Annotated in this window: 27 protein-coding genes; 10 read left to right on the plus strand and 17 right to left on the minus strand. The window is 72.9% G+C overall.

What is annotated here, in order from left to right:
• Window positions 1–63: 63 nt before the first annotated feature.
• From rpsR to rpmB, 4 genes are read right to left on the minus strand one after another with little or no spacing between them, the layout of a single operon-like run.
• On the minus strand, window positions 64–318 hold the full coding sequence (rpsR, locus tag ACLJQE_RS09260; protein ID WP_410638725.1) for a 30S ribosomal protein S18: 255 nt from the start codon (window positions 316–318) through the stop codon (window positions 64–66).
• Window positions 315–620 (minus strand): 30S ribosomal protein S14, encoded by a 306-nt coding sequence (gene rpsN / locus ACLJQE_RS09265; RefSeq protein WP_410638726.1) that lies wholly within the window; start codon window positions 618–620, stop codon window positions 315–317. The genes rpsR and rpsN overlap by 4 nt, the downstream gene beginning before the upstream one ends.
• A complete protein-coding gene (gene rpmG, locus ACLJQE_RS09270; RefSeq protein ID WP_005149953.1) occupies window positions 620–787 on the minus strand; it encodes a 50S ribosomal protein L33 in 168 nt (55 codons plus the stop codon). Before rpmG ends, rpsN begins: the two co-directional genes overlap by 1 nt.
• Window positions 787–1023, minus strand: coding sequence for a 50S ribosomal protein L28 (gene rpmB / locus ACLJQE_RS09275; protein ID WP_308671920.1), 237 nt, complete (start codon window positions 1021–1023; stop codon window positions 787–789). The genes rpmG and rpmB overlap by 1 nt, the downstream gene beginning before the upstream one ends.
• 79 nt (window positions 1024–1102) lie before the next feature.
• Between rpmB and mrf the strand changes: the two genes are divergently transcribed.
• The 4 genes from mrf to ACLJQE_RS09295 are packed head-to-tail and all read left to right on the plus strand — an operon-like array spanning window position 1103 to window position 3826.
• A complete protein-coding gene (mrf, locus tag ACLJQE_RS09280) occupies window positions 1103–2365 on the plus strand; it encodes a ribosome hibernation factor-recruiting GTPase MRF (RefSeq protein WP_410638727.1) in 1263 nt (420 codons plus the stop codon).
• On the plus strand, window positions 2362–2616 hold the full coding sequence (locus ACLJQE_RS09285) for a type B 50S ribosomal protein L31 (protein ID WP_410638728.1): 255 nt from the start codon (window positions 2362–2364) through the stop codon (window positions 2614–2616). The genes mrf and ACLJQE_RS09285 overlap by 4 nt, the downstream gene beginning before the upstream one ends.
• Window positions 2616–2768: a 50S ribosomal protein L32 gene (rpmF, locus tag ACLJQE_RS09290; RefSeq protein ID WP_093946719.1), complete on the plus strand. Its 153-nt coding sequence runs from the start codon at window positions 2616–2618 to the stop codon at window positions 2766–2768. Before ACLJQE_RS09285 ends, rpmF begins: the two co-directional genes overlap by 1 nt.
• Window positions 2765–3826 carry a GTP-binding protein gene (locus ACLJQE_RS09295; RefSeq protein WP_410638729.1) on the plus strand — a complete coding sequence of 354 codons (1062 nt, stop codon included), beginning with the start codon at window positions 2765–2767 and terminating at the stop codon, window positions 3824–3826. The genes rpmF and ACLJQE_RS09295 overlap by 4 nt, the downstream gene beginning before the upstream one ends.
• Window positions 3827–3844: 18 nt before the next feature.
• On the opposite strand, the gene ACLJQE_RS09300 is transcribed toward ACLJQE_RS09295, so the two are convergent.
• The 5 genes from ACLJQE_RS09300 to ACLJQE_RS09320 form a co-directional block, all read right to left on the minus strand.
• The gene (locus ACLJQE_RS09300; protein ID WP_410638730.1) at window positions 3845–4144 is read right to left on the minus strand and encodes a hypothetical protein; all 300 of its coding nucleotides are present in this window, start codon (window positions 4142–4144) and stop codon (window positions 3845–3847) included.
• A 112-nt stretch (window positions 4145–4256) separates the two neighbouring features.
• Window positions 4257–5672 carry a pyridoxal phosphate-dependent decarboxylase family protein gene (locus tag ACLJQE_RS09305; RefSeq protein WP_410639167.1) on the minus strand — a complete coding sequence of 472 codons (1416 nt, stop codon included), beginning with the start codon at window positions 5670–5672 and terminating at the stop codon, window positions 4257–4259.
• Window positions 5672–6976 (minus strand): MFS transporter, encoded by a 1305-nt coding sequence (locus tag ACLJQE_RS09310; RefSeq protein WP_410638731.1) that lies wholly within the window; start codon window positions 6974–6976, stop codon window positions 5672–5674. Before ACLJQE_RS09310 ends, ACLJQE_RS09305 begins: the two co-directional genes overlap by 1 nt.
• A gap of 121 nt (window positions 6977–7097) precedes the next feature.
• A complete protein-coding gene (locus ACLJQE_RS09315; RefSeq protein ID WP_410638732.1) occupies window positions 7098–8123 on the minus strand; it encodes an LLM class F420-dependent oxidoreductase in 1026 nt (341 codons plus the stop codon).
• 9 nt (window positions 8124–8132) lie between these two features.
• Entirely contained in the window at window positions 8133–9050 is a 918-nt protein-coding gene (locus ACLJQE_RS09320) for an oxygenase MpaB family protein (RefSeq protein ID WP_410638733.1), read from the minus strand.
• Between the two features lie 87 nt (window positions 9051–9137).
• On the opposite strand from ACLJQE_RS09320, the gene ACLJQE_RS09325 reads away from it, so the two are divergent.
• From ACLJQE_RS09325 to ACLJQE_RS09340, 4 genes are all read left to right on the plus strand, one after another.
• On the plus strand, window positions 9138–9728 hold the full coding sequence (locus tag ACLJQE_RS09325; RefSeq protein ID WP_410638734.1) for a TetR/AcrR family transcriptional regulator: 591 nt from the start codon (window positions 9138–9140) through the stop codon (window positions 9726–9728).
• 57 nt (window positions 9729–9785) lie between these two features.
• Window positions 9786–10556, plus strand: coding sequence for an IclR family transcriptional regulator (locus ACLJQE_RS09330; protein WP_410638735.1), 771 nt, complete (start codon window positions 9786–9788; stop codon window positions 10554–10556).
• 98 nt (window positions 10557–10654) lie between these two features.
• Window positions 10655–12676 carry a glycosyl transferase gene (locus ACLJQE_RS09335; protein WP_410638736.1) on the plus strand — a complete coding sequence of 674 codons (2022 nt, stop codon included), beginning with the start codon at window positions 10655–10657 and terminating at the stop codon, window positions 12674–12676.
• A gap of 107 nt (window positions 12677–12783) precedes the next feature.
• Window positions 12784–13536, plus strand: coding sequence for a DJ-1/PfpI family protein (locus ACLJQE_RS09340; RefSeq protein WP_410638737.1), 753 nt, complete (start codon window positions 12784–12786; stop codon window positions 13534–13536).
• Window positions 13537–13570: 34 nt separating this feature from the next.
• On the opposite strand, the gene ACLJQE_RS09345 is transcribed toward ACLJQE_RS09340, so the two are convergent.
• The 6 genes from ACLJQE_RS09345 to ACLJQE_RS09370 all read right to left on the minus strand — a co-directional run bounded on the left by ACLJQE_RS09345 (window position 13571) and on the right by ACLJQE_RS09370 (window position 18943).
• A complete protein-coding gene (locus tag ACLJQE_RS09345) occupies window positions 13571–14722 on the minus strand; it encodes an LLM class flavin-dependent oxidoreductase (protein ID WP_410638738.1) in 1152 nt (383 codons plus the stop codon).
• A complete protein-coding gene (locus ACLJQE_RS09350; protein ID WP_410638739.1) occupies window positions 14719–15723 on the minus strand; it encodes an ABC transporter substrate-binding protein in 1005 nt (334 codons plus the stop codon). Before ACLJQE_RS09350 ends, ACLJQE_RS09345 begins: the two co-directional genes overlap by 4 nt.
• Window positions 15710–16414 carry an ABC transporter ATP-binding protein gene (locus ACLJQE_RS09355; RefSeq protein ID WP_410638740.1) on the minus strand — a complete coding sequence of 235 codons (705 nt, stop codon included), beginning with the start codon at window positions 16412–16414 and terminating at the stop codon, window positions 15710–15712. Before ACLJQE_RS09355 ends, ACLJQE_RS09350 begins: the two co-directional genes overlap by 14 nt.
• On the minus strand, window positions 16399–17217 hold the full coding sequence (locus ACLJQE_RS09360) for an ABC transporter permease (RefSeq protein ID WP_410638741.1): 819 nt from the start codon (window positions 17215–17217) through the stop codon (window positions 16399–16401). The genes ACLJQE_RS09355 and ACLJQE_RS09360 overlap by 16 nt, the downstream gene beginning before the upstream one ends.
• Window positions 17218–17340: 123 nt before the next feature.
• Window positions 17341–18051, minus strand: a complete 711-nt coding sequence (locus ACLJQE_RS09365) for an MBL fold metallo-hydrolase (protein WP_410638742.1) — start codon at window positions 18049–18051, stop codon at window positions 17341–17343.
• 10 nt (window positions 18052–18061) lie between these two features.
• Complete coding sequence (locus ACLJQE_RS09370; protein ID WP_410638743.1) at window positions 18062–18943, minus strand: LysR family transcriptional regulator; 882 nt, start codon at window positions 18941–18943, stop codon at window positions 18062–18064.
• A gap of 102 nt (window positions 18944–19045) precedes the next feature.
• Here ACLJQE_RS09370 and ACLJQE_RS09375 point away from each other — a divergent pair, with 102 nt between their 5' ends.
• Window positions 19046–19657, plus strand: a complete 612-nt coding sequence (locus tag ACLJQE_RS09375; protein WP_410638744.1) for a dihydrofolate reductase family protein — start codon at window positions 19046–19048, stop codon at window positions 19655–19657.
• Window positions 19658–19667: 10 nt separating this feature from the next.
• Here the strand turns inward: ACLJQE_RS09375 and ACLJQE_RS09380 are convergent, their stop codons facing one another.
• Together ACLJQE_RS09380 and ACLJQE_RS09385 are read right to left on the minus strand one after the other, a co-directional pair.
• On the minus strand, window positions 19668–20603 hold the full coding sequence (locus tag ACLJQE_RS09380; RefSeq protein ID WP_410638745.1) for a hypothetical protein: 936 nt from the start codon (window positions 20601–20603) through the stop codon (window positions 19668–19670).
• 904 nt (window positions 20604–21507) lie between these two features.
• A complete protein-coding gene (locus ACLJQE_RS09385) occupies window positions 21508–22020 on the minus strand; it encodes a DinB family protein (protein WP_410638746.1) in 513 nt (170 codons plus the stop codon).
• 58 nt (window positions 22021–22078) lie between these two features.
• Here ACLJQE_RS09385 and ACLJQE_RS09390 point away from each other — a divergent pair, with 58 nt between their 5' ends.
• The gene (locus ACLJQE_RS09390) at window positions 22079–22939 is read left to right on the plus strand and encodes a hypothetical protein (RefSeq protein WP_410638747.1); all 861 of its coding nucleotides are present in this window, start codon (window positions 22079–22081) and stop codon (window positions 22937–22939) included.

Raw genomic sequence — 22939 nt, forward strand, 5'->3', positions numbered from 1 at the left:
CGCCCCCTTCCGGACGCCCATGGTCGCGCACCGCCCGGTGGGCGTGCACTTGAATATCCGCTGTCAGCTCGCGCGGCCCGCGGACGGGTACGGCAGCAGGGCCATCTCGCGCGCGTTCTTGATCGCCGTGGCGACCTGTTTCTGTTGCTGCGGCGTCAATCCCGTCACCCGGCGGGCCCGGATCTTGCCGCGGTCGGAGATGAACTTCCGCAGCATGTTGGCGTCCTTCCAGTCGACCTCGGTGATCTTGTTGGCCCGGAACAGGTTCACCTTGCGCTTGGCGGGACGGTCGCGAGTCGGCTTCGGCATCCGGCTCACCAGCTCGACTTCGTGACGCCGGGCAGCTCACCGCTGTGCGCGGCCTGCCGCATCTTCACCCGCGACAACCCGAACTTCCGCAGGTAGCCGCGCGGACGGCCGTCCGCGACGTCGCGGTTGCGGATCCGCGTCGGGCTCGCGTCGCGCGGCAGCTTCTGCAGCGCGACGACCGCCGCCGCCTTCTCCTCGGCCGACGAGCCCGGCGAGGCGACGACGGCCTTGAGCGCACGGCGGCGTTCGACGAACCGGGCGGCGATCACCTTCCGCTGCTCGTTCTTCGCGATCTTCGACTTCTTGGCCATCAGCGCTCTTCCTTGAACTCGACGTGCTTGCGCGCCACGGGGTCGTACTTGCGCAGGACCATCCGGTCCGGATCGTTCCGGCGGTTCTTCTTCGTCACGTACGTGTAGCCGGTGCCCGCGGTGGACCGCAGCTTGATGATCGGCCGGATGTCGGTGCTCTTCGCCATTACAGCTTCACCCCCTTCGCCTTCAGCTCGGCGACGACGGCCTCGATGCCGCGTTTGTCGATCGTCTTCATGCCCTTGACGGAGACGCGCAGCCGCACCCAGCGGCCCTCACTGGGCACGAAGTAGCGACGGCTCTGCAGGTTCGGCTCCCACCGCCGGGACGTGCGGCGGTGGGAGTGCGAGACCTGCTTGCCGTAGCCCGGCTTGCGGCCGGTGACCTGGCAGACGGCGGACAAGAGACCCTCCCGAGTTGGTAGTGGTTATCATTGTCATCTACTCTACGCACCGTACCCCGCCCGTATTCCTGGAGCCCCTGTGACCCCCAAGCAGACCCGTCGCCCCCGCGTCCCGCTCGTCCTCGTGAGCGGCCTCGCCGCGGGCCCGAACGCCGAACTGGCGGAGCTGCTGCGCGCCGCCGGGCCGGGCACCGCCGTCGTCCACCACGACCTGCGGGAGATCCACTCCGGCGTCGTCCGCCGCCGCCTCCGGCTCGGCCCACGCGACGAGCTGACCGTGCTCGAACTGGCCCACGGCTGCGTCTCCTGCACGTTGCGAGAGGACCTCCTCCCGCTGCTGCGGCGGCTGGCCCGGCGCCCGGAGGTGACCCGGATCGTCGTCCGGCTCGACGAGGCCATGGAGCCGGAGCCGGTGAGCTGGGCGATCCGGAACGTCCTGGTCGGCGACCACCCGGTGCACGACGACGTCGACCTGCGGGCCGTGCTCACCGTCGTCGACTGCGCGACCTGGCTCGCCGACGCGACCGGCGACGACGAGCTGGCCGACCGGAACCTGCAGGGCAGCCCCGAGGACGAGCGGACGGTCGCCCAGGTCGCGCTGTCCCAGGTCGAGTTCGCCGACGTCCTCGTGCTGGCCGGCGCGGCCACGGACGCGTGGAGCGCCGCCAAGGCGACCGCGGTGCTCGACCGGGTGGCGCCGTCGATCCCACGGGTCGAGCTCTCCCGGATCGACGGCGGCAGCGTGCTCGACGCGGTCCCGGCGAACGCCCGGCGCGGCGAGGTCACCGACATGCACGGCGCCCTGCTGCGCGGCGAACCGCCCCTGCACGACGACTGCGGCATCGCCCTGCTCACCTTCACCGCGCGGCGGCCGTTCCACCCGGAGCGGCTGCACGACGCGCTGGACGTGCTGCTCGACGGCGTCGTCCGCACCCGCGGGCGCGCCTGGGTGGCCAGCCAGCCCGACGTCGCGTTCTGGATCGAGTCGGCGGGCGGCGGGCTGGGCCTCGGCCACGCGGGACCGTGGCTCGCGGCACCGGACGGTCCGGAGTGGACGGACGTTTCGCCCGAGCGCCGCACGCTGGCGTCCCTGCGCTGGGACCCGGTGCACGGCGACCGCGCGCAGGAACTGGTGGTCGTCACCGACCAGGCGACGCCCGACGAGGTCGAGGCCGCCCTGCGCGGCGCGCTGCTCACCGACGAAGAGCTCGCCGAGGGCCCCGACGCCTGGCTGCGCTACCCCGACCCGTTCGGGGACTGGCACGAGGAACCGTGCGAAGACACCGAAACCGACCCGGCCCGGCACGACGCGGCCGCGGCGAACCGAAAGGAAGACCAGTGAAACCCGGCATCCACCCCGACTACCACCCGGTGGTGTTCAAGGACTCGTCGACCGGCGATGCGTTCCTCACCCGCTCCACCATCACCTCCGACCGGACGATCGACTGGTCCGACGGGAACACCTACCCGCTCGTCATGGTCGACATCAGCTCGTGGTCGCACCCGTTCTGGACGGGCACCCAGCGGATCATGGACAGCGCCGGCCAGGTCGAGAAGTTCCACCGCCGCTACGGGAAGCGAGGCAACCGCTGATGGCCGTCCCCAAGCGCAAGATGTCCCGGAGCAACACCCGGTCCCGGCGGTCCCAGTGGAAGGCCGCCGTGCCCGACCTGGTGCCGATCAAGGTCGACGGCAAGGTCCAGCTGGTCCCCCGCCGGCTGATGAAGCACTTCCACGCGCAGTGAGCGTTCCGGTCACCGTGCTGTCCGGCTTCCTCGGCGCGGGCAAGACGACGCTGCTCAACCACATCCTCGCCAACCGGTCCGGGGTGCGGGTCGCGGTCATCGTCAACGACATGAGCGAGGTCAACATCGACGCCGCGCTGGTCCGGTCGCAGGAGCGGCTGGTCGAGCTGACCAACGGGTGCATCTGCTGCACCCTGCGGGAGGACCTCCTGGAGGAGATCGCGGCGCTGTGCGCGGACGACCGCTTCGACCACGTGCTCATCGAGTCGAGCGGCATTTCCGAGCCGATGCCGGTGGCGGCGACGTTCACGTTCCTGGACGAGGTCGCCCGCCTCGACACGATGGTGACGGTGGTGGACGCGGCGAACTTCGCCCGTGAGCTGGCCGGCGGCGACTCGCTGGTGGAGCGCCGGCTGGACCAGTACGAAGACGACGAGCGGACGGTCAGCGACCTGCTGATGGACCAGGTCGAGTTCGCCGACGTCCTGCTGCTGAACAAGACGGACCTGGTCGCGGCGGCCGAGGCGGACCGGCTGGTGGCCGTGCTGCGCCGGCTCAACCCGGCGGCCGACGTCGTCACCGGCAGCTTCGGGAAGGTGCCGCTGGAGCGGGTCTTCGGGACCGGCCGGTACGACCCGGTCCGGGCGCAGGAAGCGCCGGGCTGGGTGGCCGAGCTGAACGGCGACCACGTCCCGGAGACCGAGGAGTACGGCATTTCCAGCGTCGTGTTCCGCGCCGCACGCGCGTTCGACCCGGCGGCGCTCTGGGACTTCGTCAGCCGGCGGCTGGACTCCGGCGAGTTCGGGACGGTGCTGCGGTCCAAGGGGTTCTTCGCGCTGGCGTCCCGGCCCGGGGTGACCGGGCTGTGGTCGCAGGCGGGCACGGTGGCGCGCTTCGAACCGCAAGGCGTCGCCGAGGCACCGCGGCAGGAGCTGGTGTTCATCGGGATCGACCTGGCGGGGGAAGCCCTGCTCGAGGCACTGCGGGAGTGCCTCGGGGAGGCGACCGGACCGGACCCGTTCCCGGAGTGGGGCCCGGTCCACGTCCACTCCGCCTAGGCGGTCCGCCGCCGCTGGTCAGTGGTCGTCGTAGTGGTCGTCGTGGGTTGCGTGGCGGTGCCCGTCGTGCAGGTAGTCGACGTGGTCGCCGTGGGGTACCGCCACGTGGCCGCAGCCGTCGCCGTGGGTGTGGTGCTCGTGGCCGGCGTGCGGCACGTGGCCGGCGATTTCGCACTCGTCGAAGTGGCCGTCGTGGGCCCGGTGCAGGTGGCCCTCGTGCACGTAGTCCACGTGGTCGCCGTGCGGAACCGCCGCGTGGCCGCAGCCCTCGCGGTGGCGGTGGTCGTGGCCGGCGTGCTCGACGTGCGGCATGGTCATCGGCTGTCCCTTCGCGGTGTGTCCACTTCGGACGGTAACACCGGAGCGCGGCCGCGGCCCTGCCGAAAGCTCCCGGCTCACCCGATAGCGCCACCGGCGTCCGGGTCACCCCTCACGACGGGGTGTAAAGGGCGCCGAGGAATTCCAGCAGGAGACGCTCCCGGAGCGGCGGCGGTGCCGTGGCGAGGAGGGCGTTGATCGGGGCCATCCGGTCCGGGAGGCCGGCCGCGCCGCCGAGGCCGGCCGCGGCCAGGAGGCCGGCGAACTGGTCCGGCGTCAGCGTCGCCGGGTCGAGGGCCGCCACGAACTCCGCCACCGCCGGGTCGACCGCGACCGGGCCCGCCGCCCGCGCCGCGTCCAGTGACGCGGCCAGGTCGGCCAGGAACTCCTTCTCGGTTCCGTGGTTGGCCGCGGTCACCGTGAGGTGGAGGTTCGCCGGGGACGACAGGTGCGCGAACTGCGGCTGGACGTACCAGCCGCGCGCCTTCATCTCGTCGGCCACCGTGAACAGGTCGAAGCCGTCCGCGCCGGTGAACGCGATCAGCGTCGACACCGGGTCGCCGAGCACCCGCAGGCCCGGCAGCTCCGCGATGCCCGCCCGGATGCGCGCGGTCGCTTCACGCGCGGCGGACGCCAGCTGCAGGTAGCCGTCGGAACCGAGGTGGTGCACCACCGCCCACGCCGCGGCGAGCGGCCCGCCGGAACGCGTGCTCTGGATCGTCGTGTTCAGCATCGTGTAGCCCGGCCAGGCCGCGCTCGCGAAGTAGTGCGTGCGCCGCAGCTCCGCCGAGGCGTGCAGCAGCACCGACGTCCCCTTCGGACAGTACGCGTACTTGTGCAGGTCCACCGAAATGCTCGTCACGCCGGGGACGCGGAAGTCGAACGGCGGGACGTCCGCGCCGAGGCGTGCGAAGTACGGCAGCACCCAGCCGCCGATGCAGGCGTCGACGTGCAGCCGGACGCCGCGTGCGAGCGCCGCCGCGGCGATCTCGGGCACCGGGTCGAGCACGCCGTGCGCGTAGGACGGCGCACTCGCCACGACCAGGACCGTCGAGTCGTCGATCGCCGCGGCCATTGCCGCCGGATCGGCGCGGAAGGTGACCGGGTCGACCGGGACGTCGATGCGCCGCAGCCCGAACAGGTGGGCCGCCTTGTGGAACGCCGCGTGCGCGGTGGTCGGGAGCACGATCGACGGGGACGCGACCGCCGGGTGCGCGTCCCGGGCGGCAAGCACCGCCAGCAGGCACGATTCGGTACCGCCGGAGGTCACCGAACCGACCACGCCCGGGACGTCGCCGAGCAGCGCGGCGGCCGCGGAGACGAGGTCGTTCTCCATCTTCAGCAGGCTCGGGAAGGCCGTCGGGTCCAGGCCGTTGGCCGACGACGCGAGCGCGTGCGCCGCCGCGCCCAGCGAGTCCACTTCGGACAGGCCGCTGTCGTAGACGTAGGCCAGGGTGCGGCCGCCGTGCGTCGGCAGGTCGCCCGCGCGCAGCTCGCGCAGGGCCGCCAGGACGTCCTCGGGCGGGATCACGGGCGCGGCTCCAGCACCTTGCGCCGCAACAGCGGCAGGGCCAGCGCGATCAGCACGCCGGGGACGATCGACGCTCCGACGAGGATCGCCACGATGGCGCTGTCCGGCTGGAGCGCGGTGGCGTCCGTGCTGGACACGTACCCGCCGAACGCCAGGATCAGCGCCCAGAGCCCGCCGCCGAAGGCCAGCCCGAGGGTCTCCCCCGCGGTCCACACGCCCGCGGCGATCCCGGCGCGGGTCTCGCCGGTGCGTTCCTCTTCGGCCGTGATCAGGTCGGGCAGGATGGCCAGCGGGAACACCGAAATCCCGGCGTACCCGACGCCGCAGAGCGCCACGAAGACGAACGTGACGACCAGCGGGATCGACTGGGCGAAGACCAGGCCGAGCAGCCCGGCCGCGAAGGCCGCGGTGGCCAGGCGGAAGCCGTTCAGCTTGCCCACCCGGTCGCCCAGCCGCGGCCACAGCGGCATGGTGACCAGCGCCGGGCCGACGAAGATGACGAACAGGATCGTGCCGTACCCCTCGCTGCCGAGGATGCGCTGGGCGAAGAACGGGATCGCGGCGAGCACCGTGCCGATGCCGAGCGCCTGGATGAAGTACGTGCCGAGCAGCCAGCGGAACGGCCGCCAGGCGGCGAGCGTGCGCACGAGCTCCTTCAGGTTCACGGTGTTCGGGCGCAGCGAGCCGACCGGCGCGTCCTTGAGCCCGAAGTACACCAGCAGCGTCGCGGCCAGCACGATCAGCCCGATCACCAGGGCCATCACCCGGTAGCCGGCGACCCCGTCGATCGCGGCGGTGATCGCCGGGGCGCCGCCACCGCAGATCAGGATCGTCACGGCCAGCACGCCGATGCGGACGCTGGTGAGCTTCGTGCGCTCGGTCGCCGACTCGGTCAGCTCGGCGGGCAGCGCGTTGAACGGCACCTGGAACAGCGCGTACGCCGTGGCGCAGAGGGCGAACGTGATCGCCACGTACAGCGCGTCCGGCAGCGGTTTCCCGAAGCCGGGGTGGGCGAACATCGCCGCGAACAGGATCGCGACGCCGATGCCGCCGATCAGCAGGAAGCGCCGCCGGCTGCCGGTCTTGATCAGATCGGCGTCGGACATCCGCCCGGCGATCGGGTTGAACAGCACGTCCCAGGCCTTGGGCACGAACACGATCGCGGCGGCCCAGCCGGCGGGCACGGCCATCGTGTCGGTCAGGTACTTCACCAGCACCAGTCCGGGAACCGTGCCGAAGGACCCGGTGACGAACGAGCCGAGCGAATAGCGGAACCTCGTCCGGCCGGACAACGTCGCCAACAGGTCCTCCTCGGATGCGTACCGGGTGCAGGCCATGAGTATTCGATCTCGGCGAGCACCCGGTAGTGGTCGAGGGGAATCGTGCCATCGTCGTGACCAGGGCCACGGAGCGACCCGCCGGTCAGCGAAGAGCGCGGGCGATCTTCTCCAGCGTCGCGGCGTCACCGCGCAGGAGCAGCTGGGTCACCACGGTGTCCTCCCAGGCCTTCAGCTCCTCGCGGATCTTCTCCGGCGGCCCGATCAGCGAGGTGTCCTCCACCAGCGACGTCGGGATCGCCGCGGCCGCCTCCTCCTTGCGGCCGGCGAGGAAGAGTTCCTGGACCTCGTCGGCGACGTCGCCGTAGCCCAGCCGCGCGTACACGTCGTGGTGGAAGTTGACGCTCTTCGCGCCCATCCCGCCGATGTACAACGCCAGCGACGGCTTGATCCAGCTCGCCGCCTCTTCGACGTCGTCGTGCACGATCACCGGCAGCGAGCACGGCACCTCGAACGTGTCGAGGGTGTGCCGCGCGCCCGGCCGGGAGAAGCCTTCTTCGAGCGCGGCCTTGTAGAAGTCGTTGCTCTTGGGCGAGAAGAACAGCGGCAGCCAGCCGTCGCCGATCTCCGCCGCGAGGGCCACGTTCTTGGGCCCTTCGGCGGCCAGGTGGATCGGGATCTCCTTGCGCAGCGGGTGCACCGTCGGCTTCAGCGGCTTGCCGAGCCCGGTGCCGCCCTTGAACGGCAGCTGGTAGTGGTCGCCGTCGAGGGTCACCGGTGCCTCGCGGGCGATCACCTGCCGGACGATGTCGACGTACTCGCGGGTCCGGGCGAGGGGCTTCGGGTACGGCTGGCCGTACCAGCCCTCGACGACCTGCGGGCCGGACGCGCCGAGCCCGAGCACCATCCGCCCGCCGGAGAGGTGGTCGAGGGTCATGGCGCTCATCGCGGTCGCGGTCGGGGTGCGCGCGGACATCTGGACGATGTTCGTCCCGAGCCGGATGCGGCTGGTGGACGAGCCGTACCAGGCCAGCGGCGTGAACGCGTCCGAGCCGTACGCCTCCGCCGTCCACACCGAGTCGAAGCCGAGCTCCTCGGCCTTGAGGACGGCTTCCAGGGCACCCGGGGTCGGGCCGCTCTGCCAGTACCCGACGTGGAATCCCAGCTTCACGAATTTCTCCTAGATGTTCGGCGCGTAGTGCTCGGGTTTGCCCCGCTCGGACAGCGGCGGCAGGTTCCTGCCTGGAGTCTCGACCAAGGGCGCGTCGAGATCCACCTCGCCGCGTTCACGGCGCCAGCCGGCGCGGGCCCGCGGGTGGTAGCGGCGGTCGTGCGGCACGAGCTTGAACACGGCATTGACCAGCTTCCCGAACCGCCGGTGCCGCCGCGCGTCGCGCTCGGTCCAGCGGAAGCCGAGCAGGTCGCGGACCTCGCGGTCGTAGAGGCCGATCGTCAGCCAGACGAAGTTGCGCGCGATCACCCGCTGGACCGGCCGCCACAGCACGTCCGGCAGCCAGGGCAGGAACGGTGGCTTGCCGAGCCCGCGGATGTCCAGGACGTCCCGGGTGGCCTTGTTGTCCTCGAGGACCTCGGTGCACATGCGCTTCCAGTAGCGCTGGAAGTCCTCCCAGGTCTCGGGCACCGGCCGCAGGGTCATGCCGTACATCCGCCACCAGCGGACGTGCTCGTCGAACAGCTGCCGCTTCTCCGCCTCGCCGATGCCGCCCATGAAGTGGCCGGCGATCAGGATCGTGCTGACGAAGAACGTCGCGTGCGCCCAGTAGTAGGTCTCGGGGTCGAGCGCGTGGTAGCGGCGGCCCCGCGCGTCGACGCCCTTGATGCGGTCGTGGTAGCCGCGGACTTCGAGGGCGGTCGCGTGGGCGCGCGGGCCGTCGTAGACCACGCCGCCGATCGGGTAGAGCGAGCGGAACAGCCGCTGCCAGCGCTCCTCGAAGAACCGCGAGTGCTGCTCGACGCCGGCGCCGAGGCCGGGGTGCATGTTCTGCATCGACCCGGCCCACAGGCCGATGAGCAGGCCGCGCCAGTCGCCGAAGTACTTCCACGTCAGCGAGTCGGGCCCCAGTGGTTCGGGGGTCATCGGTGCACTCCTCGTCGAGTCCGGAACTGACTACAGGTGTTGTCAGGCTAGGATCTGACAACAGATGTAGTCAACCGAGGAGCTGTGATGCCGGGCCGGACCTGGGCGGGCACGACACTGGACGACCGGAAGGCGCTCCGGCGCGAGCAGCTGGTGGCCGCCGGCCTGGAACTGCTGGGGACCGAAGGCTCGGCCGGGACGAGCGTCCGCGCGGTGTGCCGGCGGGCGAAACTCACCGAGCGCTACTTCTACGAGAGCTTCGCCGACCGCGAAGAGCTCGTCGCGGCCGTGTACGAGCACGTCGGCGAAGAGGCGCGTCAGGCGCTCGTCGACGCCGTGCGGGACGCCCCCACCCCCGTGTCGCGGGCGGAGAACGCCGTCCGGGCGTTCGTCGAACTGATCGTCGACGACCCCCGCAAGGGCCGGGTCCTGCTGCTCGCACCGCTGACCGACCCCGCGCTGACCCGCCGCGGCCTGCACCTGCTGCCGGTGTTCGCCGCACTGGTCGGCGAGCAGCTGACCCGCGGCGACGAGACCGAACGCCGGATGGTCGCCATCGGGCTGGTCGGCGCGCTGACCAACGTCTTCGTCGCCCACCTCGACGGCTCGCTGAAGGTTTCGCGCGAGCGGCTCGTCGCGCACTGCGTGAAACTCGTCCTCGGCGCCGACAGCCACTGACGCACCTCCTCGCCCGACCTGCAGACAGTCGCGCGGCGGATCGGGCACACTCAACCCATGCGTACCGCTGGGCGGAACGAGGGCGTGAGCGGCGACGGCCTCGTCGCGGCCCGGCTCGCCGCGCTCCTGGAAGCCTTCCGGCCGGGTGACGAGACCCTCGGGGTCTCCGAACTGGCCCGCCGGACCGGGCTGGCAAAGACGACCGTGCACCGGCTCGCCGGGCACCTGACCGAGACCGGGCTGCTCGAACGCGAGGCCGGGGCGGTGCGGCTCGGGCTGCGGCTGTTCGAGATCGGCCAGCTGGCCTCGCCGCGGCGCGGACTGGTCGAGGCGGCCCGGCCGTACCTGGCCGACCTCCGCGAGGCCACGCGCAACACCGTCCACCTGGCGATCCTCGAAGGCACCGAAGTGGTGTACCTCGACGTGCTGCGCGGGCCGGACGCGCCGACGCTGCCCTCCCGCATCGGCGGGCGGTTCCCCGCGCACGCCACCGGCGTCGGCAAGGCCATCCTCGCGTTCTCCCCGGATTCGGTGGTGAACCAGGTGATCGACGCCGGGCTGCCGCGGGTGAGCGCACGGACGATCACCGCCCCCGGCCTGCTCCGCCGTCAGCTCACCCGGGTCCGCGAGGACGGAATCGCCTTGGAGCGCGAAGAATCCGGCGTCGGTGTCGTGTGCGCGGCCAGCCCGCTGCTCGACGCGGCCGGCGTCGCGGTGGCGGCGGTGTCGATCTCCGGCTGGGCCAACCGGATGCGGACCGAACGGGTCGCCCCGGCCGTACGGACGGTCGCGCTCGCGTTGACCCGGACCCTGTCCGGACAGCCGTAGAAATCTTGCCCGGCAACGGGTTTCCGGCGGCTGGGCCGTCCGGCTGACGGCGTGGTCCCGGACGGGACGGGGCAGCACCACCCGCTACGATCCGTGCAATGGTCCAGCACCGCCCGGTCTCCGCCGCGCACCGGTTGCTGTCGCTCGACATCGTGCTCGCGCTGCTGGCGCTGGCCGGCGGGCTGCGCGTGCTCTACCTCGCGGCGCCGTCGCCGGCCCTGCCCGCGGAGGCCGCCACCGTCGCCCACGCCTACGCGCTCGGCAACCTCACGACGTTCGCCGACGCGGGCGGCGCCGGGGTCAGCCCGTTCGGCTGGCTGCAGCTGGCGGCGGCCACGATGGTCTCGGACGCGTTCGACCGCTCGGCCACGGCGCTGGCCGCGGTCCGCGAGACCGTGCTCGTCGCGGCCCTCGCGGGCACGGTGCTGGCGTGGGTACTGGCGCGCCGCCTGGGCCTGACGCGCTGGGCAGCCGCGGCGGCGGTGCTGCTCGTCGCCGCGTCCCCGCTGGCGCTGGGCGTGCAGCGGCTGGTCGTCGTGGAGCACCTGGCGGTGGTGTGGGCGCTGGGGGCACTGGCCCTGATCACCCGGCGGCGCGCCCGGATCCGCCACGACGTCGCGGCGGCGGGGTGCCTGCTGGCGGCGGTGCTCACGTCGCCGCTGGCGCTGTTCTTCCTGCCCGCGGCGGGCTGGCTGCTGGTGCGCCGCGCACCGGTGCGGGCGGCGCTGGTCGCGGTGCTGCTGAACCTGGGGCTGGGGATCGCGTTCGGCCCGGCCGCGGGGGTGCTCAGGCCACACCTGGCGGCGGCGACCCGCCCGTCGGTGGCCGACTGGGCGGCGCTGGACCCGGTGTGGGTGGCGCTGTCGGTGGTCGCGTTGGTCGCGGCGCTGGCGGTCCGAACGGTGCGGCCGCTGGCGTCGACGGGGCTGCTGCTCGCGGCGACACTGCTCGTGCCGGGGGTGCCGGACACCGCCGTGCTGGCGCTGCTGGTGCCGGTGACGCCGCTGCTGCTGGCGGGCGTCGCCCAGGCCGCGGTCCGGCGACACGCCCCGGCACGCCACGGCTTCGCCACCGCCCGATCGGCCCCGGCGGACCACGGCGACACGAGCCGGGAAGGGCGCCCCAATGTGGCCTTCGGTGCGTTGAACGCACCCAAGGCGGCCTTCGGTGCGTTCAACGCAACCAAGGCCACATTGGGGCGCTGGAACCGGGCCACCCACACCACCACTCCGCACCCCACACACCGCGAGAGCACAGACCAGCCCGGCCAAGCCGAAGCCTCACCGTCCGCCGCCCCGCACCTCGCGCGCCACAGCCACACCACCCGCCGCCGGGCCGCGCCCGCGGCGGCCGCCGCCGTCCTCGTTGCTGCGATTGCCGTCAGCTGGAGCACCGGGTTCCCCTCACTGCGGCCGGCCGTCGACCGTGGCGGGCCGCTCGCCTCCGCCCGGGACTGGTTGCGGGCCAACGCCTCCGGGTCCCGGCTCCTCGTCGACGACGCTGCCTGGGCCGAACTCGCGAACGCCGGCTGGCCGACCGGCATGCTGGCCCCGCCCGCCGCGTGCACGACCGGGTGCCCGCCCGCCGAGTGGGCCGTCTTCGGGAACGACGGGCCCGGGCTCCGGAAGCGCTACCCGGCTCTGGACGGCGCCTTCGCCGGCGCCGGTGCCACCGCGGTGTTCGGCTCCGGCGACACGCGGGTCACCGTCTGGCGCCTCGGGCTGCCACCGCCCGATCCCGCCGCGCCGCCGGAAGCACCGGCCCGTGCCCACGCCGGCGAAGCCCTGACCGCGTCGGCCCGGATCACGCTGACCCCCGATGCCGCCGCCGTGCTGCGCAAGGGCGATGCCGATCCGCGGCTCATCGCGACGATCGCCGCGCTCGCCGCCATCCAGCCCGTGGCGGTCGCGGCCTTTCCCGAGGTCCCCGGCGAAGACGCTGCCGGGCAGCCGCGCCGCCGGGTGCTCTTCACCGGCGGCGAAGGCGGCACCACCGCCTTCTACACCGGCCAGCGCGACCTCTTCCGCCCGGCTTCGGTCGTCCACACGGCCGGCGGCGTGCTCGTCACCTACCCGCTGTTCGCGCCGCCGGGCCTGCTCGTCCCGGTCTCCTCCCGCTGAGCGGGCCGTGGCGATCCCACCCGCTACGGCGGCACGAGGGACACGCTTCGCAGGATGACGGACATCCCCTGCCTCCCAGCCGCGCCGGCCGTCCAGAGTCCGGGAGCATGACCACCACACAGACGACCCGGCGGACCGTGCTCGGCGGGCTGGCCGCCGCGGCGCTGGCGCTGCCGGCCGCTACCGGCACCGCGGCCGCCGCGGACCGCCGTCCGGGGCCGCGGATCGGCATCCTGCTCTACGACGGCTTCAGCCTGCTCGACCCGACCGGCCCGGCGGAACTGCTGTCGCGGCTCCCGGGCGCGACGGTCACCATGATCGGCGAGCGCCGCGGCCCGGTGCGCACCGACACCGGGCGCACGGCCGTCTTCGCCGACCGCGCGGTGTCCGAAGTGGACCGGCTCGACGTCCTGCTGGTGCCCGGCGCGGGCAACCGCGGCACGGTCGCCGCGATGCGGAACCCGGTGCTGCTGGACTGGATCCGGCGCGTCGACCGGCACACGACCTGGACGACGTCGGTGTGCACCGGCGCCCTGATCCTCGGCGCGGCGGGCCTGCTGCGCGAGCGGGCCACGACGTACTGGGCGTCGGCGGACTACCTCGAGGCCACCTTCGGCGTCGAGTACGTGCCGGAGCGGTACGTCCGCGTGGGCAAGGTGATCACCGCGGCGGGGGTCTCCGCGGGCATCGACATGGCGCTGTTCCTGGCGAGCGAGCTCGCCGGCGAGGAGGTCGCCCGCGCGGTCCAGCTGGCCGTGGAGTACGACCCGCGGCCCCCGTTCGACGCCGGTGACGCGGCGGTGGCGAGCCCGCGGCTGAAGGAACTCGCGTTGCGGCTGCTCGCCGAATCACAGGAGTAGCGCTGGTGGTGCGGGGTGCCGCCCCGCACCACCGCTACAGCGCGGCGACGTTGCGCTCCGGGTGCGCCGGCCGGGGCAGGGCCGGGACGTCGGCCAGCAGGCCGCGCCGGGCCAGCTCCGGCCGGACCCCGTCGCCGAACCAGTACGCCTCCTCCAGGTGCGGGTAGCCCGACAGCACGAACTCCGTGACACCGGCCGCGTGGTACTCCTCGATCAGGTCCGCGACCTCTTCGTGGCTGCCGACCAGCGCGGTCCCCGCACCGCCGCGGACCAGGCCGACGCCCGCCCACAGGTTCGGGTGGATCTCCAGCGCGCGGACCCCGCCGCCGTACCGGCCGCCGTGCAGCGCGACCATCCGCTGCTGCCCCACCGACTCGCTCGCGGCCAGCTGCGCCTGCGCCTTCGCGACCTGCTCCGGGCTCAGCGCGTCGAGCAGCTTCTGCGCCTCCGCCCAGGCCTCGGCCGAGGTGTCGCGCGAGATCGTGTGCAGCCGGACGCCGAAGCGGATCGGCCGGTCCCCGGCCAGCGCACGCACCTTGCCGATCTTCTCCGCGACCTGCGCGGGCGGTTCACCCCAGGTCAGGTAGACGTCGGCGTGCCGCGCCGCCACCGGCAGCGCGGCCGGGGACGAGCCGCCGAAGTAGATCGGCGGCACCGGGTCGGGCGCGGCCAGCGTCGTCGCGCCTTCGACCCGCAGGTGCTCGCCTTCGAAGCTGAACGGCTCGCCGGACCACACCCCGCGGACAATGGTCAGGAACTCGTCCGTACGGGCGTACCGGGCGTCGTGGTCGTGCCAGTCGCCGAAGCGGCGCTGCTCCACCGCGTCGCCGCCGGTGACGATGTTGAGCAGCACGCGGCCGCCCGACAGCCGCTGGAACGTGCCCGCCATCTGCGCTGCGAGCGTCGGCGAAATGACGCCCGGGCGGAACGCGACCAGGAACTTCAGCCGGGTCGTCTCCCGGATCAGCGCGGCCGTGGTGAGCCACGCGTCCTCGCACCACGTGCCCGTCGGCGTCAAGACGCCTTCGAAACCCTGCCGCTCGGCCGCGCGGGCGACCTGGGCCAGGTAGTCCAGGTCCGGGTCGCGCTGGGCGGCCGGGCCCGCGGAGCGGTTGGCGTGGAAGCGTTCCACGATCGTGCGGCCGTCGCCGCTGGTGGGCAGGAACCAGTGCAGCCTGATGCTCATCCGTTGCTCCTCGCCTGGTCCAGATCGGGACCGAACCGCCGGTCGACGAAGGCGGCGAAGTCCACCGTGCCCGGCAAAGTCTTCTCGTCGGTGAAGGCGTCCGCGAGCTGCTGTTCGGACGCAACAACGGCGTCGTCGAGCACGATCGGCAGGTCGCGGCCCGCTTCGACGGCCTTCCGCGCGACTTCGAGCTTCAGCCCGGTCTCCTTGGCCCACGCCTGCGCCCAGTCTTCGCGGTGCGTGTCGGCCCACTTCTGCGCCTTGACCACCCGCACCGCGAAGTCGCGCAGTGCGGAGTTCTTCCCGGGATCGGCGAGCGCGGCCGTGCTCGCGGTCAGGAAGCCGAGGCCGTTCGACGCGCCCCGGCCGTCGGCCAGCACCCGCGCGTGCGCCTCGAGCTGCGCCTGCGCGGTGTAGGGGTCCCAGATCGCCCACGCGTCGATGGTGTGCTGGGTGAACGCGGCATACGCCTCGGACGGCTGGAGGAAGCTCAGCTTGACGTCCTTGGTGGACAATCCGTTGCGGTGCAGCGTGTTCAGCAGCTGCCCGTGCGCCGAGGTGCCCTTGGCGACGCCGATCGTCCGGCCCCTCAGCGACGCGACGTCCCGCAGCGGCGAGTCCGGCGGGACGAGGACGGCTTCCCGCTCGACGTTGCTGCGCGACACGCTGATCACCTTGATCTTCGCCTTCGCGGCGGCCGCGAAGATCGGCGGGGTGTTGCCGACGCGACCCGCGTCGATCGCGCCGGCCGAGGCGGCCTCGAGCAGGGGCGGGCCCGACGTGAACGTCGCCCATTCGATCCGGTACGGCGTCCCTTGCAGCAGGTTCGCCGCGGTGAGCAGGGACTTCACCCCGCCCTTCTGGTCGCCCACCTTGAGCGTCACCTTCGCCAGATCGGCCGCGCCCACCGTGGCCGGCACCGGAGCTTCGCCGGTCGCCGTGCTGCAGGCGGAGACGGCGAGTGCGGCCGCGACGGCCGCCATTCCCTTACGCCAGAACATCTTCGGTCACTCCCAGGTCGGCCAGCACGCGGTGGCGGAGGTCGTCGTGGCCGTCGGCGTCGCGCGGCCGGTGCGCGGCCACGATCCGGCCGCCGTCGAGCACCAGCACCCGGTCGGCGAGCCGCAGGGCCTCGTCGACGTCGTGGGTCACCAGCAGCACGCCCGGCCGGTGCCGCCGCCAGAGGTCCTGCACGAGGCCGTGCATGGAGATCCGGGTGAGCGCGTCCAGTGCCCCGAACGGCTCGTCGAGCAGCAGCAGACCGGGTTCGCGGACCAGCGCGCGGGCCAGCGACACCCGCTGGGCTTCGCCGCCGGACAGCGTGAGCGGCCAGTCGTCGGCGTGCTCGGCCAGGTGCACTTCGGCCAGTGCCTTTTCGGCCAGCGTCCGGTTGCGGGACTTCGTGACGCCGTCCTGGCGCAGGCCGAGGACGACGTTGCGCCAGACCTTCCGCCACGGCAGCAGCCGCGGCTGCTGGAAGGCGACCGAGACGGTGCCGGTGACGTCCGCGCGGCCTTCGACGTCACCGTCGAGGCCGGCGAGCACCCGCAGGAGCGTCGACTTGCCGGACCCGCTGCGGCCGAGCAGGGCGACGAACTCGCCGCGCTCGACGGTCAGGTCCAGTCCGTTGAGGACGGTCCGCTCACCGAACCGCTTGGTGAGGCCGCGGACCTCGGCTACCGGGTTCGCCACCGCAGCACCTTCCGTTCGAGCAGCCGGACCAGCGCATCGGTGACCAGGCCGAGCAGGGCGTACAGAACGAGCCCGACGACCACGACGTCCGTGCGCAGGAATTCGCGGGCGTTGTTGATGAGGTAGCCGACGCCGGCGTCGGCGTTGACCGTCTCGCCTACGATCAGGGCGAGCCAGGCGAGGCCGAGCGACTGCCGCAGCCCGACGAGCGTCTGCGGCAGCGCGCCGGGCAGCACGACGTGCCAGAGCCGTTCCGCGCGGCTGAAGCCGAGTGCCCGCGAGGCTTCGACGAGCGCGGGGTCGGCCCCGCGGATTCCCGAGTGGACGTTGAGGTAGAGCGGGAAGGCCACGCCGAGCGCGACCAGCACGATCTTCGTCTCTTCGCCGATGCCGAACCACAGGATGAACAGCGGGATCAGCCCGAGGAACGGCAGAGTGCGCAGCATCTGCACCGGCGGGTCGACCAGCGCTTCGCCCCAGCGGGAGAGCCCCGAGACGATGCCGAGCAGGACGCCGGCGACCGCGCCGAGAGCGAAGCCCGCACCGACGCGGCCGAACGAAACGGCGAAGGCGTCACCGAGTTCGCCAGTGCGCGCGGTTTCGAGGCCGGCCTGCACGACCGTCCACGGTGAACTGAGCTTGTCGGGTGGCAGGGCACCGGTGGCGCTGGCGATCTGCCAGGCGGCGAGGAGCACCACCGGGCTGATCCAGCGCCGGAGATCGGGCCGCCGCACGGCTTTGCGCGGCGGCCCGGCGGCGCGTTTCCGGACGTGCGTGAGCACGCCCGTGGTGGAAATCGACACGGATTTCTCCCGGGACGGGGACGTTCGGCTTGCGTGGCCCCGACAATCCGGGGCGTGGGAACCGAAGTCAATCGGCGCCCACTCCGTGAACATCCCGTGTTTCACCCCGTGGAACGGCTTGTCTCAGCCGCCGAACATGACCTTCCATTCGCCGAGCGACCGCGGCCGGTAGACGAAGTTCGTGCGCTTGACTTCCGACAGCGCGGCCGACGGCTCGGCCGAGTACTGGTGCCCGGGGTAGACCACCGGGTCACCGGGCAGGCCGGCCAGCGCCTGCAGGCTGCGGTAGATCTCGTCGGCGTCGCCGCCGGGGAAGTCCGTGCGGCCACAGCCTTCCAGGAACAGCGTGTCGCCGGACACGAGCTTGTCCTCGACCAGGAAGCACTGGCTGCCCGGCGTGTGCCCGGGCGTGTGCAGCAGCCGGATGGGGACGGCCCCGACCTCGAGGACGTCGTCGTGGTCGTGCGCGCGCAGATCGGTGCCGGACACGCCGGTGACCCGCCGGACCCACTCGGTCTCGGCGCCGTTGACGTGGATGGGCACCTGCTCGATCGCGAGGAGCTCGGCGATCCCGGGCAGCGAGAAGCCGAGCATCTCGCCGCCGACGTGGTCGGGGTGGTGGTGGGTCGCCAGCACGCCGGTGAGCCGCATCCCGTCCTGCGCCAGGACATCGAGGAGGTCCCGCACCGCGTAGGCCGGGTCGACGATGACGGCGTCCCCGGTCTCGCGGTCGCCGATCAGGTAGGCGAAGTTCACCATCTGCGTCGCGACGGGGTCCCCGACGGCGAAGTCACGGCCGGCGAGCAGCTGCCGGAAATAGAGCCGATCAGTCATGCCGGACACCCTACGGTCCGCGCCGCGTCGGCGCGGCAGCTTGGGCGAGCGCGGCCAGGACGGCGGCCGCCGCGGGCGGGTCCGGCGGGTCGCCGTAGGTGGCCGCGTGGATGCCGCGGTGGACGCCGGGGAGTTCGGTGGCGTGGATGCCGGGACGGCGGTGGGCTTCCAGTGCGAGCCCGGGCAGGATGGCGACGCCGAGACCGGCGGCGACCAGGGACTGCACGACGACCATGTCGTCGCTGGACGAGCCGAAGCGCGGGGTGAACCCCGCCCCCGCGCAGACGGCGGCCAGCTCCTCCCGGCACCGGTCGCACCCGCCGATCCACGCGGAGCCGCGGTGGTCGGCCAGGCTGTCGCCAGGGCGTCGGCTGATCAGGTGGATCGGGTCGTCGGCGAGGTGGCGGAACCGGAAACCGTCCTCCTCGGGCGGGGCGCCGGCGTGCCGGAAGACGAGGGCGACGTCGAGTTCGCCGCGGCGCAGCATGTCCAGTGCTTCGACGGGGTGCCGGTCGAACAGGCTCAGCTCGAGCCCCGGGTGTGCCCGCGCCAGCGACGCGGCGGCTTTCGGCACGAGGGTGCTCAGCGCGGACGCGTTGGCGGCCAGCCGGACGCGCCCGGCCCGCAGGCCGGCCTGCGCGGCCAGCTCTTCGGCCGCCGCGTCCACGCGTCCGACGATCTCGGCGGCGCGGCCGGCCAGCAGGTGACCTTCCGGCGTCAGGCGGATCCCGCGCCCGGCCCGCTGCACGAGCCGGGCACCGGTGGCCGCTTCCAGGCGGGCCAGGTGGTGGCTCACCGACGGCTGCGAATAGTGGAGTTCCCGGGCCGCTTCGGTCACCGACCCGTGCCGGGCCACCGCGGCCAGGACCTTGAGCTGGACCAGGTTCAGCATTCATCGAGGATATCAATGAGTCATGGCCCGAATTGACATTGGACGCCATGCGATGTCCGGTCCATCCTGGTTCCGGAGCAACCGACCGAGGAGGACACGGACATGACCGGCAAGGTGACCTGCGATCTCACGATCACCCTCGACGGGTACGCGGCCGGCCACCACCAGACCGAGCAGCGGCCGTTCGGCGACGACGGCGGCGACGGCTGGGGCGACAAGCTGCACGCCTGGTACGGCGAAGGCCGTGCCGAGCACCCGGCCGAGTTCGACCGGATGATGACAGCCAAGGCGTTCATCATGGGGCGCAACATGTTCGGCCCGGTGCGCGGCGCGTGGGACCGGCCGTGGACGGGCTGGTGGGGCGACGACCCGCCGTACCACGGCCCGGTCTTCGTGCTCACCCACCACCCCCGTGATCCGCAGCCGATGGCGGGCGGCACCACGTTCCACTTCGTCACCGACGGCATCGAAGCCGCGATGGCCCGGGCACGCGAGGCGGCGGGCGACGGCGGGATCTCGGTCCACGGCGGCCCGACCACGGTCAACCAGTACCTCGCCGCGGGCCTGATCGACGAGCTGCGGCTGCACGTCGCGCCGTACACGCTCGGCGACGGCGTCCGGCTGTTCGACGGCGTCCCGCCGTTGAACCTCGAGCAGGTGGACTCCCGGGCGACGGCCTCGGTCACGCACCTGCGGTATCGCGTGCTCCGGTGAGCTCCCCACGTCAGGGCTTCCCGCCGCCGGCCCACTGGTGGACGCTTCCCCGGTGCAGGGCGGCGTAGGCCCGATCCCGGAGGGCGTTCGCCTCGCGATCGGACAGCGTCCGATCCAGCGGGCGGAGGACCAGGCGGACGAGGAGGTTCTTCTGGCCCGGCTTCGCGCCGAGCCGGGCTCGCGCCTGTGCCGGCAGTGCGGCGTACGGCGTTTCCTGCCGGATCTCGACCGACTCGACGACGTCGGCTTCGTCGCCGAGGGCGTCGCGCACGCGGTCGCCGAGGTCTTCGGCGCGGTCCCCGGCCGGCACCACGATCGACAGGTCGCGGCGCACCGGCGGCAACGTGGAGACCGGCCGGTAGGGCGCGAGGTCCGTCAGCTGGGCGGCGACGGCCGGCTCGGTGGAGCGCAGCAGCCGGATGTCCGGGATACCCTTGCGCAGCATCAGCATCCGGTCGAGACCCATGCCGAGCGCCAGGCCGGACCAGCCGTCGCCGAGCCCGGCCCGCGCGAGGACGCCCGCGTGGGCGAGCCCGCACTCGGCGACCTCGACCCAGCGCCCGCCGTGTTCGACGTCGAGCTGCGCACCGTCCACTGTGTACGGATGACGGCGTGGTTCCAGCCGCCACAGCAGGCCCGGCACGAGAGCGGCGACCATCTCCTCGAGGCCGGCCCGGGTGACGGTCCCGCGGACGATCCGCCAGAGGTCGAGCTGGTGCGGCGTGCCGCTGTGCAGCCGGTCGATGCTGTCGCGGCGGTAGACGAGGCCGGGGCACACGAGCAGGACGTCATCGGCGGGGTCCGCGGCCAACGCGCGCAGGGCCGCGGGGACCATCGCGCTGGAGTGGCTGCGCAGGACGTGGCCGGCATCGACGTACCGGGTGTAGCGAGCGTCGCGCGTGACGTCGGCGGGGGTCGTAGCCGAGGTTGTCGTAGTTGTCGGCAACGGTGACGATGCGCTCCCCGGGCCACCACCGGACGGCGCACGGCCACCGGGCGGCGAGCGCCTCGACGGCTTGGTCGACGACTCGTTGAATGGCATGTGCCCCGGCGGCGGGATCGGTCAGATCCCGGACGGCGAGATCGCGGGCAAGCTGGGCCGGGGTGAGTGTTTCGGGCATGACGGGACCTCCGGGCTCGGGATGGATTGGGGTGGGTTCCCCCTGGCCCGGGCGCCCGGCGAGGTTCAGTCAGTGTCGAGTGCGGACATGGCAACCGAACCCCGCTGGCGCCCGGAAAGGGCCAGGGGGCCGGTAAATCGGCGGTACTCCGCAACGACGGCCACGAATCCAGGTTAGCGGCGCTTGTCACGCGGTTTTTGTCGCAGTTCGCGAGCCGATGCGGGGTGGGCGGGGTCGAGCTGGGCTGGGCTGGGCTGGGCTGGGCTGGCCGAGTTGGACTGGGCAGGCCGAGCTCAGCTGAGCTGGATCGAGCCGGGGCCGGCCGAGCCGGATAGGGCGGGACCAGGCTCAGCTGGATTGGGCAGGCCAGGCCGGGCCAGGCCAGACTGGGGCCGGCTGGGCTCGACTGAGCCGAGCTGGGCTCGGCCCAGCACGGCACGGCCTGGCCGTGCCACGCCGGGCCAGGCCGGGCCGGGCCGTGCCACGCCGGGCCAGGCCGTGCAGGCCGTGCTGGGCCGGGCTGAACCAAGCCAGACCAGACCAGACCAGGCCGAGCTAGGCCGGGCTGGGATCGGCTGGCCGGCTCGGCTGGGCCGCGCGAGCCAGGCTGGCCGGGCCGGGCCAGGCCCAGTCAGGCAGGAACCGCCCGGCTGAAGCGGAACCCGACCGAAACCTCTCCTTCCCCCTCCCCCTGCCCACCCACCCGCCACCGCCGCCAGCTCAAGTCCGTTACTCGCCCACCTCCCCGTCCGCCAGCTCGCGCAGGACGTCCAGATGCCCCACGTGCCGTGCCGTCTCCTGGACCACGTGGGCCAGTACCCAGCGGACCGTGAACTCCGATCGCCGTCGCGTGCGGTCGTCCGGGGTCAGGCCGCGCAGGGCCTTCTCCGCCCTGGCCCACTCCGCCTTGTACGCCGCCGCCACCGCCGCCGGCGTGTCCTCCGGGCCGATGTCCCAGCTCGGGTCCGGGCTGCCCACCCACAGCGATGGCAGGTCCGCGCCGCCCGCCTCGATCGACAGCCACCAGCGCTCCACCGCCGTCAGGTGCTTCAGCACCCCCAGCGCGCTCATCCTCGGCGACGCCGGCAACGGTCTTGCCGCCGCCTGCGACGGTGACAGCCCTGCCAGTTTGTTCACCGCCGTGGCGCGCAGGAACTGCAGGAAGTCCAGCAGCAGGCGCAGCTCGTCGCCCGCCATCGGGGAAGGCCACTCGCGGTGCGTTTTCGAACTCGTGTTCGACATGACCGCACCGTATCGCACCGGTCCGACAAAACCGGGCCGGCGAAATAGAGTGATCGGCATGTGGTGGGGACTGCTCTGCGCCTGGGGTGCGGCATGCGCGTACGGCGTGGCTTCGGTGATGCAGTCGGTCGCCGCGCGGGCCACGGACACCGGTGCCGACGGGGTCGACCCGAAACTGCTGGTCCGCGTGCTCGGCCAGGGGAAGTTCGTGCTCGGGCTCCTGCTCGACGTCCTCGGGTTCGCCGCCCAGATCGCCGCCCTGCACGTCCTGCCCCTGTTCGTCGTCCAGGCCGCGCTCGCCGCGAGCCTCGCCGTGACCGCCGTCGCCGCGCGGTTCCTCGGCGTCCGGCTCGGCCGGCGGGAGTGGGTGGCGGTCGGCGTCGTGTGCGCCGGGCTCGCCCTGCTCGGCGCCGCCGCCGCAAGCGAAGGCTCGGACCCCGTCGGGCTCGGGTTCCGGCTGACGCTGCTCGGAGCGGTCGCCGTCCTCGCCGTGGCCGGGATCGCCGCCGGCAAGGCGAGCCGCCGGATCCGGACGCCGGCGCTCGGGCTCGTCGCCGGGCTGTGCTTCGGCGTCGTCGCCGTCGCCGGCCGCGTCATCCCCAGCCTCGCGCCGCTCGATCTGCTCACCGACCTCGCGACCTACACGGTCGCGATCGCCGGCGGGATGGCCATGCTGTTCTACGCGACGGCGTTGCAGCGCGGGAGCGTCACCACCTCGACCGCGATGATGGTGCTCGGCGAGACGGTCTTCCCGTCGATGATCGGCGTACTGGTGCTCGGCGACCGCACCCGGCCCGGCTTCGCGGCCGTCGCCGTGGCCGGGTTCGTCCTCGCCGTGGTGGCCGCGCTCGCGCTGGCCCGGTTCGGCGAACCGGCGACCGAACCGCGAACTGAGACGAAGCCGACCGTGTTCCCGTAA

It is taken from the genome of Amycolatopsis sp. lyj-346 (assembly GCF_046548975.1).
Classification (GTDB): Bacteria; Actinomycetota; Actinomycetes; order Mycobacteriales; family Pseudonocardiaceae; genus Amycolatopsis.